General features: G+C 49.9%; 2 protein-coding genes. Both read right to left on the bottom strand.

All coding sequences use genetic code 11. From position 1 onward, the window contains the following. Window positions 1–19: 19 nt before the first annotated feature. Window positions 20–6754, bottom strand: a complete 6735-nt coding sequence (locus tag AACX38_RS08300) for a non-ribosomal peptide synthetase (protein ID WP_228863967.1) — start codon at window positions 6752–6754, stop codon at window positions 20–22. 65 nt (window positions 6755–6819) lie between these two features. Beyond that, on the bottom strand, window positions 6820–19836 hold the full coding sequence (locus AACX38_RS08295) for a non-ribosomal peptide synthetase (protein ID WP_228863966.1): 13017 nt from the start codon (window positions 19834–19836) through the stop codon (window positions 6820–6822). Window positions 19837–19904: the final 68 nt, after the last annotated feature.

Genomic DNA, 19904 nt, shown 5'->3' with positions numbered 1-19904 from the left:
CCCGCTATTCATCTTCCGGCTACCTTTTCTGCTGCATTTTTTTCTGCATTTCTGCCAGACGCTGGCGGCCATCAGTGATGTTGTTCAGACTGGTTTCTTTAGCACCCTGCATCCTCTTCATGACCGCTGATGTTCCGGCGTTTTCATTCTGTCCATGCCCTCCGTTGATAAAGCGGGCAAGCTGGTGAATTGTGGAATAATTCAGCAAATCAATAATGGAGAGTCGGGTATGACCCAGCGCATGCAGTTTCAGATGAACACGGGCCAGCAACAGGGAATCTCCCCCCAGATCGAAGAAGTTTTGATTACAACCGGGAGATTCCATATCCAGTACTTCGGCCCAGACCTGCTGAATGGCAAGCACGACAGGATCGGTCAGTACATTGGTTTTTTCCTCAGCGACAGCGGGAAGCGTCTGCGCTAATGGGGAAACGTTACTCAGTTCATGATAAGCAGCCTGTTGTGGGATATCCTGTGGCAATCGGGCAATATCAAGTTTGCCGTTTGCATTCAGTGGCAGAGAAGAGAGAGCCTGAAAATAGGCCGGTATCATGTAACGTGGCAACCTTTCCGCCAGATAATTACGCAACTCCATCGTATTCAGAGCCTGTCCGACATGCAGAACGATATAAGCCGCGATCCGTTTACCCCGGTTTTCCTCAATCACCCGAACCGCTGCACGTTCCACATCCGGGTGTTTACACAGGACAGCTTCAATTTCCCCGGTTTCCACCCGATAGCCTCTGATCTTGTTTTGGTCATCAATACGCCCAAGGTATTCAATGTTACCGTCAGGCAGAAAACGCCCGCGATCACCGGTTTTATACAGCCGGGCTGAGAGGGATTGATCAAATGGATTTTCAATAAACAGGGTTTGGTAGATGCTTTCCTGATTAAGGTAAGCCATCGCCAGACCCTCACCGCCAACGTACAGCTCACCCGCTGTACCAACAGGAACAGGATGGAGGAAGCTATCAAGGATATAAACCTGATTGCCCTCATTCGGTCTGCCGATTGGCACACTATGGCCTTCGGTTCCCCGATAACGATAGCTGGTGGTAAACGTGGTATTTTCCGTTGGACCATAACCGTTGATCAGGAGCAGTTCAGGATAACGCGCCTTAATGCGGGCTGCGTGCCATGATGACATCGCCTCACCACCGGAAACCAATTGTTTTACCGGTTGCAATATCTGGGGGCGCTCATCAACAATCAGGTTAAGCAAGGATGCCGTCAGGAACAGGCTTTCTATCTGCGATTCCTTAATGATTTTTTCCAGCAGAAGAACAGACACAACACCTTGCGGGAAGATCACGATTGAGCCGCCATTCAGTAACGGCCCCCAGATTTCCCATGTTGAAGCATCAAAACTGACGGAAGCCAGTTGCAGATAACGCTTAAAGGTGCGGAAATCAACATAGCTGACATTTTTAACCAGACGAATAATGCCTTTTTGCCCGATCAATACCCCTTTCGGTTTACCGGTAGAGCCAGAGGTGTACATGATATAAGCAGGCAGGCCACCCTGATGTTCTGCGTGAGAATTCAGGTAATCCGGTAGATCAGTTACCGGCATTTGTGCCAGAGCCGGCTGTTCTTCATCCAGCCATAGAACCGGCGGAAGATCTGGCATAGTGTCAGGCAGCCGCCGGTCTGTCACTCGCCTATCTATGATTAACAAATCACACTGAGCATCTTCTATCTGTTCGATAAGCCGGATATCAGGGTCGTCGGTATTGAGTGGCAGATAAACCGCGCCGAGTTTTACCAGTGCCAGCATCGAAACGATTAATTCAACACTGCGCCCCAGCAATAGCGCCACATACTGCCCTTGTTTCACCCCTTTTTCTGCCAGCAGATGTGCTAACTGGTTGGACTGTTGGTGTAACTCCAAGTAACTCAGCCGCCGCTCACCGAATTCAACCGCGAGCACAGATGGTGTTTGGGCTACCTGTTGAGCAAATAATCCAGCCAGTGTTTCTGGCCCCTGATAGCCTGCATCTCCCTGACTGAAATTTTCCAGTTTCTGTTGCTGTACCATTGGCAGGAAATGTTCGGCACAATGCAATGCCTGCGGATCTGTCACCATCGCCGTAAATACCGCGATATAGCATTCCGCCATCGTTGATACCAATCCACGGCTGATTTTATTTTCGTCGTAATCAAGCTGGATAGAAATTTGATCACTGGCCAGCGCCGAAGAGAGCGTAAGATGCTGAAAATGGACATCCAGTGTAAAATGGGTGCCTTCGTAAACGTCCTGCGTATGCAGCCTGTCCACCACTTCCAGCCCCACTTCCGCTGCCATCTGGTCGTAAACATGGAAATCAATATAGTTAAACAGCACCTCATCCAGTAATGGCTGCTGACCGAACTGGCGCTGAATTTCTGCTAATGGATAACGACGGTGCGGAATTGCTTCAATTTCGTTAGCAAAAACCTGCCGGATTAACTCGTTCCAGGAGACAGATGTCAGGATTTGACGGAATGGGAGAATATTCAGGAACAGGCCATACAGATGCTCTCCTCCCTGCGCTTCAGGGCGTCCGTTCGCGCTGATCCCGGTAAGAATGTCATTCTCTCCGCTGAAAATACTGATGACCTTGACGTGCCCAGCCAGCAGGACGCTTTTCAGCGGGACGCCAAGTTGCAGCATCAAATGACGTAATCCCTGATAAACAGTACTATCCAGTGTCAGGGAAACAGATTTCAGTTTCGGGCTGGTTGCGGGGGGATGAGCACTCTGAATACCCTCCGTATGCTGTTTACGTGGCAATTCAAGGATGGTGCAATCATCCAGTTTCTGTGCCCAGTAATTTTTTTGTTGTTCATCAGCAATGGCAGCCCGTTCCAGTGCAATAAAATCACGATATTCCAGCGATTTTTTATCCGGTGCCTGCCAGTTTGTCTGCCCTGTCAGCGTGGCATAACGGTTGAAAACTTCCACAATCATGGTGTTATAACTCCAGCCATCAAAGACCGGGTGACATTCGGTCATCGTAAACTGGAAGGAGTTATCAGTGCGCAGCTGAATGAAGAAACGCAGCAGGGTCGGATTCAACAGATCAAACGGATTCACCCGTTCTGCTTCCAGTAATGCTTTTGCCCGCACATCCTGCTCTTGCTCCGATAAATGGCGCAAGTCTTCTACAACAATCGGTAATTCAGCAAAGGCATAGACCAATTGCAACGGCTCACTGTAATTTTCCATATCGAACGCCGTGCGTAGTACATCATGGGCTGCCACGGTCTGAGCGGTTGCTTCCCTGAATGCCTGCTCATTAAACGCCCCGTTAATACGCAGATGAGACGTTCCGGTACAATGATATACGTTGGCATCCGGCGACATATTCATATGGTAGAACATACCCGCCTGCATCCGGCTGAGCGGGTAGGCATCAACGATTTTTTGCGATCTTTCCTGTGCCTGCGCCTGTAAATGCAAGCGATCTTTCTCTGATATCAGGCTGAATGGCGCAATACTCTGCGCTGACAATTGATGCTCTTTGCGACGTTCATCAATTAGGGTTGCCAGTTCTGCTACTGTCTGGTGCTGGAACAGATCCGCCAGCGTCAGCAACCAGCCTTGCTCCTGTGCTTTACCTGTCAGCTGGACACCACGCAGGGAATCACCTCCCAGCGCAAAGAAGTTATCATGGATACCAATTCGCGATACCGGCAATGTTTCCCGCCATAACTTCAGTAATTCACGTTCGGTTTCATTGCGCGCTTCCCGATATTCACTGGCGAGTTGCGGGCGTACCTGTTGTGGTGCGGGCAGGGCTTTACGATCAATTTTTCCATTACTGGTCAGTGGCAGGGCCTCAAGGAAAATAAAGGCAGATGGCAGCATGTAGTCCGGCAGAGTACGTTTCAGCTCAGCCCTGAGCATATCGACAGACAATGCTTCAGCCGAGTGTGTTCCCGCCGGCACAATATACGCCACCAGATGCGAAGTATGCTCACCTTCGTTCTGGTAAGCCATCACGACCACCTGTTCTATTTCATCAATACGTTTCAGGGCTGTTTCAATCTCGCCCAGTTCAATGCGAAAGCCCCGGATTTTCACCTGATGGTCAGCACGTCCGAGATATTCCAGTGCCCCATCCCGCCGCAAACGTGCCAAATCCCCGCTCCGGTATAACCGCTGCCCTGCTTCTGCCTGCGGGAAAAGCTGCCGTTTATCGACAAAACGCTGGGCCGTCAGTTCAGGACGATTCAAATAGCCCCGAGCCACACCGGCACCACCAACGTAAATCTCCCCTACGGCCCCCAGCGGTGACAATCTGCCCTGTCCATCCAGTAAAAAAATCTCCAGATCGTCCAGCGCTTCACCAATCGGGCTTTTTCCGCCCTGCAAGGCATCTGCCTGCCTTATCCTGCGATAGGTCACATGCACTGTCGTTTCAGTGATGCCATACATATTGATGATTTCAGGCTGCTCATCGCCATGCTTTTTAAACCAGCCCAACAGATTAGCCGGTTCCAGTGCTTCGCCTCCCAGAATCACATAACGCAATGACAGGGCTGAATTGATGCCGCCTTTATGCTCTTTATTCAATTGTTCATCAGCCGCCATAAATAGCTGGAAAGCAGAAGGCGTCTGGTTCAGCACGGTCACTTTTTCCTGTTGTACCCACTGATAAAAATGGCCCGGTGTCCGGCTGGTCCAATAAGGCACAATACTCAGACGTCCGCCGTGCAGTAATGCCCCCCATATTTCCCATACCGAGAAATCAAACGCGCAGGAGTGAAAGAGTGTCCAGACATCATTTTCGCTAAAGGTAAAATGACGTTGACTGGCACTGAATAACCGCATGACATTGGCGTGCGGTATTTCCACGCCTTTCGGTATACCGGTAGAACCGGAGGTATAAATCACATAAGCCAGTGCATCAGGCTGACAGTCCATATCAGGGTTATCCAGCGGCATAGTCTGAATAAAGGTTTTTTCGCTATCGATGCAGAGATAGTCCACTTTTTCGTGATCAAACAGAGTGCGGTATACGGGAGTGCCGATAATCAGCTGAATACCCGCATCTTCAACATAGAAACGAACCCGTTCCGGTGCATGACTGCCATCAATGGGTACATAAGCCAGCCCTGCTTTTAATACTGCCAGAATAGCAACCAGCATCTCCTCGTCACGTTCCAGACAAAGGCCGATCAATGGCGTCAATTCTGCCGTTCTCTCCGTTTGCTGCCTGATTTTCAAAATATAGTGTGCCAGCTGATTGGCCCGCTGATTAAGCTGTTCATAAGTGAGCGTCTTGCCATTGTCAGTACTCAGTGCAATGGCCTGCGGACGACGCATTACCTGTTGCTCAAATGCCTGATGTAACGTTTGTGTCACCGGATGAGCGTTCAGACTGCGCGGCCATTCTTGCAGTAGCCACTGCTTTTCCGCTTCATTGATACATTGATACTCAGTCAGTGCAGCATGGGCGTTCCGGGCTATTTCCTGCAACAGAAAACAGAAATTAGCCTCAATCTGTTTAATCGTTGCTTCATCAAACAGGTCAGTGCTGTATTCAAATGTACCCTGCAATTGTTCTCTGCCATCTGCCTGTAAGGTTTTTTCCATCGAGAGCGTCAGATCGAATTTGGCGTAATCCCCCGCAACCGTGAAGGGCGTGGTTTTTATTCCGTCTAACTGCCATCCGGCAGAGTCTGAGCTATCAAAGGCAAACATGACCTGAAACAACGGGGCATAGCTCAGATCCCGTCTGGGGTTGATGGCCTCCACCAGTTGTTCAAAACTCACCTGCTGGTGGGACAAGCCATCAAGTACAGTATTAAAAACCTGTGTCTGTAATTGAGTGAAATTAGCATGAGGATCCAGCTCAATCCGGTAAACCAGTGTATTGACAAAGAACCCGACAATGCCTTCCAGCTCCAGCTGCCCACGCCCGGAGACCGGCGAACCGATAACCAGATCAGTCTGACCGCTGTAGCGATAAAGCAGCAGGTAAAATGCACTCAAGAGCGTGGAGAACAGGGTCTTATTTTGCTGACGTGCCTGTTGATCCAGTGCCTGTGTCAGTTCAGGCGATAATGTGAAACAGTGCGTTTTTCCGCGCAGGCTCAGGCGGCTGGGGCGTGGGTAATCAAAAGGCAGCGCGATAGGCTCAATGCCGGACAGTTTTTCTTTCCACCATACCAGCGATTCAGCTGATTCAGCATTTTCATGCTGATCGTGCTGCCATTCTGAATAATCAATGTACTGTATGGGTAACTCCGGCAATTCGGGGAATTTGCCCTGTCGCCGTGCGTTATAACATGTTGTCAGTTCACGGCTGATAATACCGGCAGACCAGCCATCTGAAATAATGTGGTGCAGCACCATCACCAGATAATGACGCTCTTCCCCGTGTTCGGTTCCACACTGATACAGGGTAAAACGCAATAACGGAGCCTGCTGTAAATCAAACGGTTGCTGACTGTCGCGCTGCAAACGCTGCTTTTGCTCTTCTTCACTCAGCATAGACAAATCAACCGTGACCAGCGGCAAAGACACGGATTCATGGCAGCACTGATAAAGTGCGCCATTCTGATACACAAAACCTGTGCGAAAAGACTCGTGTCTTTCCACCATATCGCTGATAGCCTGTGTGAGTGCCGGTATATCCAAATGTCCCTCAAGCACCAGCGCAGTTGTAATGTGATAAATGGCGGATTTTTGTTCGAGTTGTTCATGCAACCATAAACGTTTTTGCGCAAGGGATGCTTTAAACTGAAATATATTTTCCTGCATAAAACCTCCGGCTAAATACCCGTTACTTTGCTGGTTTCGGGTATATTCCATTGTTATTGTGTTTTTTATTTCCGTCCGCGTACGACACGTTTTATCGTGTTGTACTGTGTATTCTTTTCGATCACCTTTCCGGTTATACGAGAATCCAGAAAATGAGCGAGTTGCTTAATTGTCTGGTGTTGCAAAAGTTCAGCCAGAGAGAGCCTGACTGCCAGTTGCTGTTCAATACGGGCTGCAATACGTAGGGCATGTAATGAGTGCCCTCCCAGAGCAAAGAAACTCTGATCACATCCAATCTGTTGTTGTCGTAGCACTTCACACCAGATATCCCGCAGATGGCTTTCCAGTGCCGTTTGCGGAGAATACGATGCGCTTTCTTCTTGTGGCTGATGGGAGGAATGTTGCAATCCGGACAGATATTCCGGCAAACGCGCCAGCAAAGCCCGATAATCAGTCTTGCCATTGATGGTCTGCGGCATTTCATCCATCGGTACAATGACATGCGGCAACATATGCGTTGGCAGATACCGGCTGAGAAAATCGAGTATTTGCCCTGATATTTCTGATAAGAAATCGGAAGAGATACCGGCTTTTGCTGTTGGTTTCAGGAAGTCAGGTTTCAGAGACACACAAGCCACCAGCTGCATGTCTTCCTGTTTACCGGAATATGCTGTGCCAGAACGTCCTTTATCGAAATAGGTAAGCAATGCACTTTGCTGTACATATGGGTGCTGCATCAGTTGTGCTTCAATCTCTCCCGGTTCTATCCGGTAACCCCGGAGCTTAATTTGCCGATCACGGCGACCAAGATAGAGCAATTTTCCGTCCGGTAAGGCACAAACCCGATCTCCCGTGCGATAAACCCGTATGCTTTCCTGTGTTCCATCTTCCAGCGGAACGGACAATGTGATGAATTTTTCTGCCGTTAATTCAGGGCGAGCCCAGTAACCCCGCGCCACTCCCAACCCACCGATATACAACTCACCGGCCATGCCAAAGGGAGTCGGTGACAAATCATCATTCAGGACAAACAGACGCGTGTTGGCGATAGGTAAACCAATCGGCATCATGCCCTGTAAATCCTGCTGTTTGTCCGCACGATGGACACAGCAGCCGACGACGGTCTCAGTCGGGCCGTATTCATTGAATACGCCGATATCTCCTCCGTCCGACAACCATGCCTGTACGGTTTCACAACTGAGCGCATCGCCTCCGATCACCAATGAATGCACATGAGATCTCGCAGTAACATTCAGATATTCCGACAGCACGCCCAGGTGAGCCGGCGTGATTTTCAATAAATGCCGATCTTTGGATGACGGTTGCTGTAATGTCGTTGCTATTGCAGCAATATCCGCATCATCCTTAATCACGGTAATGGTGCCGCCATGTAATAACGGCAGGTAAAGACTGGTCAGGGTGGCATCAAAGCTGACGGAAGAATGGAACAGGCTCTGGGTTCCGTCCGTCACCTGATAACGCTGAGCGGCATCTGTCAGATAGTTAATCAGGCTGTGATGTTCAATCATGACGCCTTTCGGTGCGCCTGTAGAGCCGGAGGTATAAATCAGGTAGGCCAGTGCACTGGCGTCATCAATGACCGGAGGTAAAGCGTTCGATGGTAACGCCTCTGCCTTCTGATCCAGAATCAAAGCCGCGATATCATGTGTAAGACTGGCAGCCAGAGTCTGATAAGTCAGTACCAGACAGCTTTGGCTGTCAGACAATAAATAATTTACCCGCTCGGTGGGATAAGAAGTATCAATCGGCACATAACAGGCGCCGATCCTGCTGACAGCCAGCATTGCAGCGATATAATCCAGACTGCGGGGTAAATAAAGCGCAACTCTGTCTCCCGCTGTAACACGGTTGTGGTGCAAACGCAGGCTGATCTGTTCAGCCTGCTGCGCTAATTCGGCATAACTGACCTGCTGATGCCCATCAATCACAGCAGTCTGGCGGGGAGAAGTCTGAACCTGACGGGCAAACAGGCTATACACATTCCCTGCAAAAACAGGCAATGCTTCCCCCTGCCATTGTGTCAGTAGCTGCCGTTTTTCCCATTCGTCCAGCAGGGCAATATCGCCCGGCCTTCCCGTCATATTATTGATTAACTGCTCCAACAGACGGATAAAATGCCCCGTCAGGCGGGCCACGGTAGCGGCATCATACAAACCGGTGTCGTACACCAACGTACCATGCAGGCCGTCAGAAAATGATGCCACCAACACCAGTGGATAATTCGTGCTTTCCGTCGCCTGAGTAAATGTGAACAGATTTTTCCGGGCATCGGTCTGTTTGGGTTGCGGGTAGTTTTCAAACACCAGTAACGTTTCAAACTCCGGCAGTTCACAGGCTGATTTCAGATCAGCCAGCGAGATATCACTGAATCTTTCATGTTCCCGCTGCTGCTGTTGAATAGCGTTCAGCCAGTCTGTTGTCGTCTGATAATGGTGAGTAACAATATGGACTGGCAGTGTACTGATTAACAGCCCGACCATTTTATCAATGCCGGCTAATTCTGCCTGTCGGCCGGATACCGTCATACCGAACAGACATTCATCCTGCTGGCTATAACGCTGTAACAATAAAGCCCATGCCCCCTGTACCAGCGTATTGATGGTTAAGCGGTAACGACGGCCTGTTTCAGCCAGCCGCTCCGAAAGTACGGCAGGCAACCGGAAGGTATGACGTTGTTTCAACTGGCTGGCTGCCCTGAGCGGATGAGCAGCGGGCAAGGGTGTGGCTGCGCCAACATCAGCTAATTGCACCTGCCAGTATTCCTGACACGCTCTGCGGTTATTTTGTTGCCAGCGAATAAATGATCGGAATGCCGGTGCAGGTGGCAGGATATTATTCAGAGGCTGGGAAGCCTGCTGGTAACGAGAAGTATGCTGGTAAATAGACTCAACGGCTGTCAGTAACAGCCTGACTGACCAGCCATCAAGAATGGCATGATGATGGCTGAACAGAAGCCGTATCGCCTCATCCGGCAATTGCAGCACGGTGATGCGGAACAGCGTTCCCTGCTCCGGTGTAAATTCTTCTGCCAGATCCGCTGCCAACAGGTTCTGATAATGTTGTTCTGCCTCCGGTCTGCTATAAGAGCTTAAATCATGCTGACGCCAGTCCACTTCCTGATTGGGCGTGACAATCTGCAACGGCTGACTGGCAAGTCTCATTTCAAAACGGCTGCGCAGGACAGGATAGTGATCAGTTACCTGCTGCCATGCTCTCTTTAAGCGGAGGATATCTATTTCATGCTGACTGAGCGTAAAGCAGAGTTGTTCGTGATACAGACCGCGGCCCTGCTCTGCCATTGAATGGAATAACATCCCTTCCTGCGTGTAAGTCAGCGGGTAGATATCGTCTATTACGCCATATCGTTGCTGCAACTGGTGCAGGGTTTCCGCATTCAGGCTGGCAAGCGGGAAATCAGATGGCGTGTATGTTGTTCGGGTCTGAGCCACGCAGTGATCTGTCAGCAGGAGAAGCTGCTCTTTCATCACCATCGCCAGTTGATTGATAGTTTCATCCCGATAACACTGACGGTTATACGTCCACTCTATCTGTAATTGCCCCTCATCAATGTAGCAATCTACTGCCAGCGCATATGAAGCGGTATTATCCGCAGCATAACGATCATCCAGCCCCATATCTGCAACACCCTGTAATGGTGTCTGATGGAAGGTACGGGTAAATTGGCCCAGATAATTGAAGCAGATATCAGCCTTCGGAATTGCAGGCAGTTGATGATTGGCATTTGGCTGGGAATAGCGTAATGCACCATATCCGGTGCCGCTATAAGGAACCTGACGCACCGCTTCTTTCACCCGTTGAATTAATTGATCCGGTGAACAGAACGCTGGCAGTTCCAGTAGCAGAGGATAAATGGCGGTAAACCAGCCAACGGTACGGCTGACGTCCACATTTTCATGCAGACTTTCCCGCCCGTGTCCTTCCATATCCACATGCAGTAATCCGGAACCACTCCATTGTTGTAGTGTTGCCGCCAGTGCTGCCAGTAACAAATCTCCCACATGGGTGCGATAGGCATGTCCGGTATGCTGAACCAGATCCGTAGTAACAGAAGGCACTAATGCCAGCCGGCATTTAGCTGATTCCCTGACTAAGCCGGAGAACGGTTTTTCTCCCTGATCGCAGGGCAGTGAAGGCACGGCCTGATTCAGTTTTTGTTGCCAGAAACGATACTCTTCCTGAGCCTGCTCAGACTGGGCGTAATCGATAAGATGGGATGACCAATTAATCAAAGAGGCCGTTTTTGTCATCAGGGTCGGTTTTTCCCCTGCCAGCAGTGCCCGGTAATAGTGGCTTAAATCTTCGGTCAGAATACGCCATGAAACACCATCTATGACCAGATGGTGAACGGTCAGCAACAAATAGTCCCCTTCAGTGGTCATGAAATAAGTCGCAGTCAGCAGCGGGCCATGTTCAATATTCAGTTGGGCCTGCCGTTCAGCCGCGGCTTGCAACAGCGCTTTTCTCGCCGGAATTGCGGTGATCCGGCACCGTTCTATCGGCAATATTGTGATTGCTTCGTCTATTCGCCCATAACTCTGGCCATGTTCGCCTGTCAGCAGGAAACGTGAACGCAGTCCATCATGCTGATTAACCACCCGTGTCAATGCCTGCTCCAGCCGCGAAATATCTGTTTCCGGCTCCAGAGCATACAGATAGGACTGATTATAATGGTGCGGATTAGCATGGTGATGGGCAAAGAACCAGCGTTGGATAGGCAGCAGGGCATACTCTCCCTGTACGGGTTGAGCATTGTTTCCGGCTTTATCATCAGCATTATTTGCCTGCGTAGCTTCTTGCGTAACGACAGCGGCTAATCCTGCAATAGTCGGATAATCAAACAGCATTTTCGGTGTGATCCGTAGGCCAATTTCCCGCCCTCTGAACACAATTTGCAGGCTAAGAATAGAATCTCCGCCCAGCACAAAGAAATCATCATCAATGCCCAAGTTTTGCTGATCCAACACTTGTTGCCAGATTTCTGTCAGCTGTTTTTCCAGTGCGGTCACCGGCATCCGACGATGCGGGTAATCAGGTTGTTCAGGTAACGCAATCTGTGCCAGACTTCTGCGGTCAATTTTGCCATTAGCCGTCAGTGGCAGTGTTTCCTGTGTGATCCATTGAGTCGGGCACATATATGCTGGCAAGCGCTGGCTCAGTTCTTGCCGCACATTTTCTATCTCTGTTACAGTCTGATCTGCCACCCGTTTGTTCATGACCAGATAAGCAACCAGATGCTGACGACCGTGAACGTCTCTCATCCCTGCTGCTGCCTGAACCACACCCTGACAGGCTGAAAGTTGAGCCTCTATCTCTTCCAGTTCAATTCGGTAACCGTGCAGTTTGATTTGCTGATCTTTGCGACCCAAAAATAACAAATTGCCGTCCGGCAGATAACGGGCCAGATCGCCTGTCCGATAGAGTTTTTTCTGTGATGATGAAGAGAAAGGAGAGGTGATAAATCGGCTTTCAGTCAGATCCGGGCGGTTAAAATATCCCAGCCCTACGCCCTCTCCGCCAATATACAGTTCCCCCACGGAGCCAAAAGGCACCAACTGCTGGCATTCATCCAGCAGGTAAAGCTGTGTATTAGCTATCGGGCGGCCGATCGGCAATGCGCCATCACCTTTTATCTCTCCGGCCAGTGTGTCGTAGATACAACAGCCTACTGTGGCTTCCGTCGGGCCATATTCATTGATAATTCTGACTTGTGGTGCATGTTGTCGCCAGAAGCGCAGGGAACTGGCCGATAAACTTTCTCCGCCAATGACCAGCAAAGGTATTCGCCCTGCCTGTTCCGGTGATAACTGCTGGCTCAGCAGTTCCAGATGAGCCGGCGTGATCTTCGCCATTGTTAAATCCGGCAACTGTTGCCACGCCTGAATTAATGCCGGGATATCATCGCCTTCCGGCAGAATAAACAGGGTTTGCCCCTGTAATAACGGCAGGAACAGACTAGTAATAGTGGCATCAAAGGAGATGGAGGCATGGAGAGTATTTCCCTGTCTGCTTCTATCTCCATAATATTCGCAGGCATGCTGGAGATAGTTTTTCAGCCCACGATGCGGAATGATCGTGCCTTTTGGCCTGCCAGTCGAGCCGGAAGTATAGAGAATATAGGCGGGCTGCTCTGGTGAAATTACAATATCCGGATTAGCAATATTCCCCTGATAATCGGTAACAGCTTCTGAAATAAACTGTTCAGGATTCAACAGAATACTTTGCTGTGCTGGCAGAGCTAATCTGGCAGCCAGCTCATGGTTGGTGATCACCCGTGCGACCTGTGCATCTTCCAGCATAAATCGGGCACGATCTGCCGGATAAGTGGAGTCAACGGGCACATATGCTGCCCCTGTTTTCAGAACGGCAAGGATCGCCACAACCAGCATGGCGGAGCGCGGCAGACAGATCCCCACCTGCGATCCCTGACCAATACCCTGTTTCAGTAAATCATTCGCCAGCCGATTAGCACGTTGGTTGAGCTGTTCATAACTCAACGCAAATTCGGTTTCGTCTTGTTCCCGCAGGGCAATCGCCTGTGGCGTTTGACTCACCTGTTGTTCAAACTGCTGGTGTACCACCGAATACAACAGCGGCTGATCCGTAGAATTAAGTTCGTTCGCCTGCTGCTGATATTCTTGTGGTGACAACATAGGCAACTGATAAATTGGCTGCTCTGGTGTATCACACAGGCTGTTCAGCAGACGGACATAATGCGTCACCAGTTGCTCCACCATTTCCGGTGCAAAGCACGCCTGACGATATTCCACGGTTAATAACAGGCTATCTGTCATTTCCGGCTGAGACAGTTCCTGAACAAACATCTCCTGAACAAACAACGTTAAATCGAATTTAGCTTCCGGGTTATTTATCGACTGACTGTTTATTGTGCCAGTCCGGTATTGCTGATGATGCTGCTGTGCATTGAATACAAACATGATTCTGAACAGCGGAGAAAGAGAGCGTTTTTCCGCGGGTAATACCGCATCCACCACCTGCTCAAACGGCACATCTTTGTTCGCCATTGCCTGATTCAGTGTTTGCACACTGCTACGCAGGAACTCAGTAAATGACAGCCTGATATCCACGTTCTGACGTACAGCCAGCGTATTGAGCAATAATCCAATAACAGATTGCAGTTCGGGTTTGTCACGCAGCGTTACAGGTATCCCAACGACAATATCCCCCGTTGCGTCACCTTCCCCGCAGTAGCGCTGTAATAAAATCTGGAACGCCGCCATCATCAGGGTAAACAGTGTTGTATCCTGCTGTTGTGCCAGCCTGCGCAGAGCGGCGGTTTGTTCAGAAGAGAGCGGCATACGGTGATAAGCCGCTTTTACATCCTCAGTCCGTTCAGAATGCTGTTGAGGGAATGTCGCTACCGGTGGCAGGTGATGATAAACCTGACGCCAGTAATCTAACTGGCTATGCCAGATTTGCTGGGCTTCTGTACTATGTTCCCATGCGGAAAACTGCATATAATCGGGGGTTGCTGGTTGAATAGCCTTTTCTTCTGCCAGATACTCTTCTGTCAAATACAATGACAGTAACTCATTATCCAGCAGCGCCAGTGATTGCTCATCCACCAGAATATGATGCAGACAGACAATCAGTGCGCTGCCTTGTCTTGCATCCGTGACCAGCAATAGCCGATACAGCGGTTGTCCGATCAGCTGAAAGGGCGTTTCCGCCATATTCATAGCCCGCAGTTGTAACTGCTGCTGCCATTCCTGCTCATTCTGTACTTCGATAATTTCGTGCGGGCAATCAGGTAACTGCTCACTGTAGTATTGCTGTGGCGTGGTTCCTTCCATCCGTAAACGCAGATTGAGCAATGGATTGCGACGGAACAGCGACATGATGCTGTTTTGTATCCGTTCAGCATCCCCGCAGTTTCCGGTTGTGTTAGTCAGAGAATCAGCACAGGTAAACGTTTTGATACTGGTAATGTGATAACGGCAACTATCAGGATATAGCTGATCAAGGAACCACATCCGTTGCTGGGCGAAACTCAGCGGAGCTTCATGAACGGCTTCCGGATGCAGAGGATTCACAGGGGCTGTTAAATCGGCTTTTTCTGCCAGTCGCATCGGAGTACGGCAGATAAACACATCACTGACCCTGAAGTACAGCCGGAACTGATCAGCCAGCATAGCGACCATTTTAGCGGCCAGCAGTGAGTGCCCGCCTGCGGCAAAAAATGAGGTATTACGTCCAATCGCCTGATGCCCCAGCAAATCCTGCCAGACCTGAATAATGGCCTGTTCTGTGTCGTTCTGGGCAGGTTCTGCAACGATTTCGTTTTCCTGCCTGACAGGTTTGGGGAAGCGCTTTCTATCTACTTTATTATTCGGCAGGCGAGGAAATTCGTGCAAAAACACATAGCAGGACGGGCACATAAATTCCGGCAATAAGCCGTTCAGATGCGATTCAATCTGCGCCTGATCAAGTTCAGACTCCGCTTTGGGAAGTATATAGGCGACGATTGCACTGGCATTCAGGTAATCTTCCCGTACCATTGCCACTGCATCAGAAATAGCAGAATACTGGCGCAGAGCACTTTCAATTTCGCCAAGTTCTACGCGATAGCCACGAATTTTTATTTGCTGATCAATACGCCCCAAATAATCAATATTGCCGTCAGCTCTGTAACGGGCCAGATCGCCGGTGCGATAAAGGCGGGCATCCGGCCGGGAGCTGAACGGATCGGGGATAAAATGGGATTCAGTCAGGTCAGGCCGATTCAGATAACCCGCCGTCACACCCACCCCACCGATGTAGAGTTCACCCGCGACCCCAATCGGCAATGGTGCCTGATATTCGTCTAAAATCCAGACCTGTGAGTTGGCGATTGGGCGACCGATATGAATCTGGTTATCATCTGTCGTCAACTCGGCATTCGTCGTCCCCACGGTGGCTTCCGTCGGGCCATAGGAGTTAATAAAACGCCGGTTTTTCCCCCACTTATGCAGCAAATCCAGCCCGCAGGCTTCTCCGGCGACGATCAGCACCTGCAAATCCGGTAAATCAGCCACAGGCAGTGCAGCCAGTGCCGATGCAGGTAAAGTGACATGAGTAACACGCCGCGTAATAAGCTGCTCCAGCAGATCAGGGCCGGGCATGATAGCAAGGCGGGAAGCCATTAATAATGTGCTGCCGCTACAGAACGCCATCAGGATTTCCCAGACGGAAGTGTCGAAGCTAAAAGAGGCGAACTGGAGTATCCGGCTATCTGGCGGTATAGCTAAAAATTCCACTTCCGTTTCTGCCAGATTACAGACTCCGCGGTGGCGGACAGGAACGCCTTTCGGTTTGCCGGTAGAGCCGGAGGTATAGATGATATAAGCGGTATTTTCAGCCCGGACATCTGCCCGTGGATTGTCAGTACTGAATGCAGACAACTGAGGCATCAGCGTTTCAAGACAGAACAGAGGTACATTACCGTCCTGATAACGTGACACAAACTGCTCCTGTGTTATCAACAAGCGCAGGCCCGCATCTTCAATTACATGAAGACTGCGATCCAGCGGGTAGTCAGGATCAATCGGCACATATACCCCACCTGCTTTCAGGATCGCCAGAAAACAGATCACCAGTTCCAGTGAACGCTCAACACTCAGCCCGACACAAATTTCAGGCCCGACACCTTGCTGAATCAAAAAATGGGCCAATTGGTTGGCACACTGATCCAATTCAGCATAAGTCAGGCATTGCTGGCCGAATTCAACGGCAATGGCATCAGGCACTCGTTGTACCTGACGTTCAATAAGCTGATGCAGCGCAATATTATCGCTGAAGGGGCGTTCAGTCCGGTTCCACTCAGTCAGCTGCTGTTGCTGGCCGGGGCTGAGCAGGGCTACACGCCCTACAGCCTGTTGTGGCTGGTTCATTAACTGCGGCAGAAAATAACAGAAGTTTTCCGCCATGCGGGAGATGGTTTCCGGCAGGAAACGGTCGCTGGCATATTGAAATACGCCCTGTAATTCTCCGTCTTCACACCACATTTCCAGTGCCAGCTCATATTTGGCGATTTGCACATCCCAGTGGCGTAGCGGAGAAAGCTGTACTGCTCCCAGACGTTTGTGGGTAACGGGTGTGTTTTGGTAGGTAAACAGGGTCTGAAACAGTGGCGAGATCCCCGGATGATGATTATCTTCACCTCCGTTTTTTCCTGAACTGGTTTGTCCTGAATCCTCTTTGAGCAAAAGTAACAACTGGCTGAGGGGCAGATCCTGATGTGCGATCGCATCAATGAAGGTCGATTTAACCTGTTCCAGCAAGTGTTCGAATGACTGGCTGAGATCAACCTGATTACGTATCACCAATAAGCTGAGTAACAGGCCAATCGGCTGCTGCTCTTCACTATAATGACGATTGGAGACCGGTGTTCCCAACAGAATATCGCTCTGACGTGAATAGCGGGCCAGAAATGCAATAAATCCCGCCTGTAAAATCAGATAAGGCGTGACGCCATACTGATAGGCCAGTGTTTCAATCTGTTTATGAGCTGCTGAGGGCAGACTGAAAGGTATACGTCGTCCCTGATAACTGCGGACGGTGGGTGTGGGAAAATCATAAGGCAGCTGGAGTAACGGCAGTGTTCCTGCCAGTTGTTGTTGCCAGTATTCACGGGCCGCCATTCCGGTTTTTCCGTTCACCCGCTGGTGCTGGATACGTACATGTTCCCGCTGGCCATAATGAGGTGCCCGGATAGTAAGCTCTTTTCTTGCCTGCAACTGCGTGTAGTTTTCCAGTAATTCATCCCACAGCTGTCTGACTGATTCTTCATCTACAATCAAATGATGAAAAACCAGTACAATCAGATGATTGTGCGGTCTCAGTGTCAGCCCTGCCAAACGTAACAATGGTGACTGAGCTAATTCAAAGGGGGCGGAAGCAAACTGGCTGATAATATTTTCTGCCTGCAATGGCGCCTGCGCACCGTATCGGGTCAGATCCTGCCAGAGAATATCAGCAGAAACCGTCGCAGCTATCCGGGCGGAAATCTCGCCCTCCTGCATGACAAAACCGGTTCTCAGCACATCATAACGGGTAAACAAAGCATCAAAGGCTTGTTGTAAACGATACTGATCCAGCGCCCCCTGCCATTCGGTAACATAGGCCATATTGAAAATCGGGACGTCAGAAACAGCTTGTTGAATCAGATAAATGCCCTGCTGTTCATAACTGGCAGTATGTAAATCTGCCGTTATCTCTTCTGGCTGTTCGCTGGCATGTAGCATGGCCGCACATTGGGCCAGTGTCGGCTGCCGGAACAGATCACTGAAATGCAGCTTCAGCCCCGTTTGTTCCTGTACCTGAGCAATCATGCGGATTGCTTGTAGAGAATTACCTCCCAGAGCAAAGAAATTATCGTCACGTCCAATCGGGTCAACATGCAGTAGTGACTGCCAGATAGCCGCCAGTTTTATTTCCTGTTCGCCTAGTGGAGGAACCGGATTCTGCCGGTGAGTGGCGCTTTGGCGAATAGTCGGTGCCTGTAATGCCTTACGATCAATTTTTCCATTGGATAACAATGGGAATTGTGACAGGAATTGATAATCAGCGGGGCGCATGGCCGCCGCCAGATGGGGTGACAGATAAGTCTCTAATGCCGTCTCTGTCACGGTTATCTCAGGAACCGGACGGATAAAGGCTACTAGCCTGATGCCCTGCGGTTGCTCAAATGCCTGCACAATGGCCTGTTGTATCGCAGGATGCTGTTCAAGCAGGCTCTCAATTTCTGCTGTTTCAAGGCGCTGCCCGTTGATTTTAATCTGAAAATCATTTCGACCAAGCAGGAGTAAATTCCCCTGTTCATCAATGCGTCCCAGATCACCGGTTCGGTAAACCGGCTGGCCCGCCAGCTCTCCCTGTTCCGGAGTGATAAAACGTGCGTGATTTTCAGCTCCCGATGACAAATAACCGGCACTCATATAGGGCGTACTGATCCAGATCTCTCCTTCCATACCTGCCGGAACACTTTCTCCCCTCTCATTTACCACGGAGATAACAGTATCATCGATGGGCTTACCGGCAGGGATCAGTGACCGCTGTCTGTCTTTCTCTGTAACCCGATAACAGACTCGTGCCAGTGTGGTTTCCGTTGTTCCATACAGATTGATTAATTGAGTCTGCGGTAACCGGCACTGATAAAACAGATCCACCAGCGAACCTTTCAACATTTCTCCTGACAACACCGCATAGCGTAGAGACTGGAGGTCATGAGAAGATTGCGGGCATTCCAGTAAAACCTGAAACAGGGAAGGAATGAGATGCGTAATGCTGATTTGCTGTTCACGCATCCAGCCAAGCAATTCCTGCGGTGAATAACGGATATCATGGACAGTAGGAATACACAGGGTTGCACCGTTCAACAATGGCAGCAGCATGTCCCGCAGGAAAGGATCGAACATCTGATTGATCAATTGGCTGACTTTATCAGCAGGCGTCACACCCAGCTCACGACTTTCCCAATGAATAAAATGCAGCAGACTGTCTTCACGGCCTAAGATGGCTTTGGGCTGCCCGGTCGAGCCGGAGGTAAAATAGACATACGCCAGCCTGTGGTGCTGAGTGTCACTGTTATGAATCCGGGTAGGCAATGCGTTTTCAGCTACTCTGACAGGCGGAATGATTGAATGTTGTTCCTGTATTTCATCAGCCAACATTTCATCTGCCAACACCAGAGAATAACCTTCGGATAAATGTTCCAGCAGTGGCAACCACTGACGACAAGTCACAATCGTTGCGCCACGAAATTGGGCCAGCAATGTGGCAAGACGTTGTTCCGGCAGTTTTGGCGATAATGGCACAAACACTTTGCCTGCTTTCATAATGGCTAATGCTGCGGTTATCAGCGAAATACTCTCTTCCATCAATGTCATAACGAACTGACTGCCAGCCTGTTCATGCAACGGCTGGCTGAGTCTAGTCACGTGCTCTGACAGCATACGATAGGTCAGACTTTCATTTCCCTGTGTCACCGCGATATTTTCCGGGAAACGTGCAGCAATTTGCTCAAACTCGGTTGAAATCACCATTAGCCATCTTCCTTCAATTAAAAACTTTTGCTTTGAATTAAAACAGTTGTGTAACCAGACAGCCCTGA

The sequence above is a fragment of the Xenorhabdus sp. PB30.3 genome, from assembly GCF_963895965.1.
In the GTDB taxonomy this organism is placed as follows: Bacteria; Pseudomonadota; Gammaproteobacteria; order Enterobacterales; family Enterobacteriaceae; genus Xenorhabdus; species Xenorhabdus stockiae.
Note: the sequence above shows the minus strand (reverse complement) of the source record. Positions and strands in the feature narration are given on the sequence as shown.

Bases quoted from the DNA above. Each gene is read 5' to 3' on its own strand.
- AACX38_RS08300 (WP_228863967.1), bottom strand. From the start codon at position 6,754: ATGCAGGAAAATATATTTCAGTTTAAAGCATCCCTTGCGCAAAAACGT.
- AACX38_RS08295 (WP_228863966.1), bottom strand. From the start codon at position 19,836: ATGGTGATTTCAACCGAGTTTGAGCAAATTGCTGCACGTTTCCCGGAA.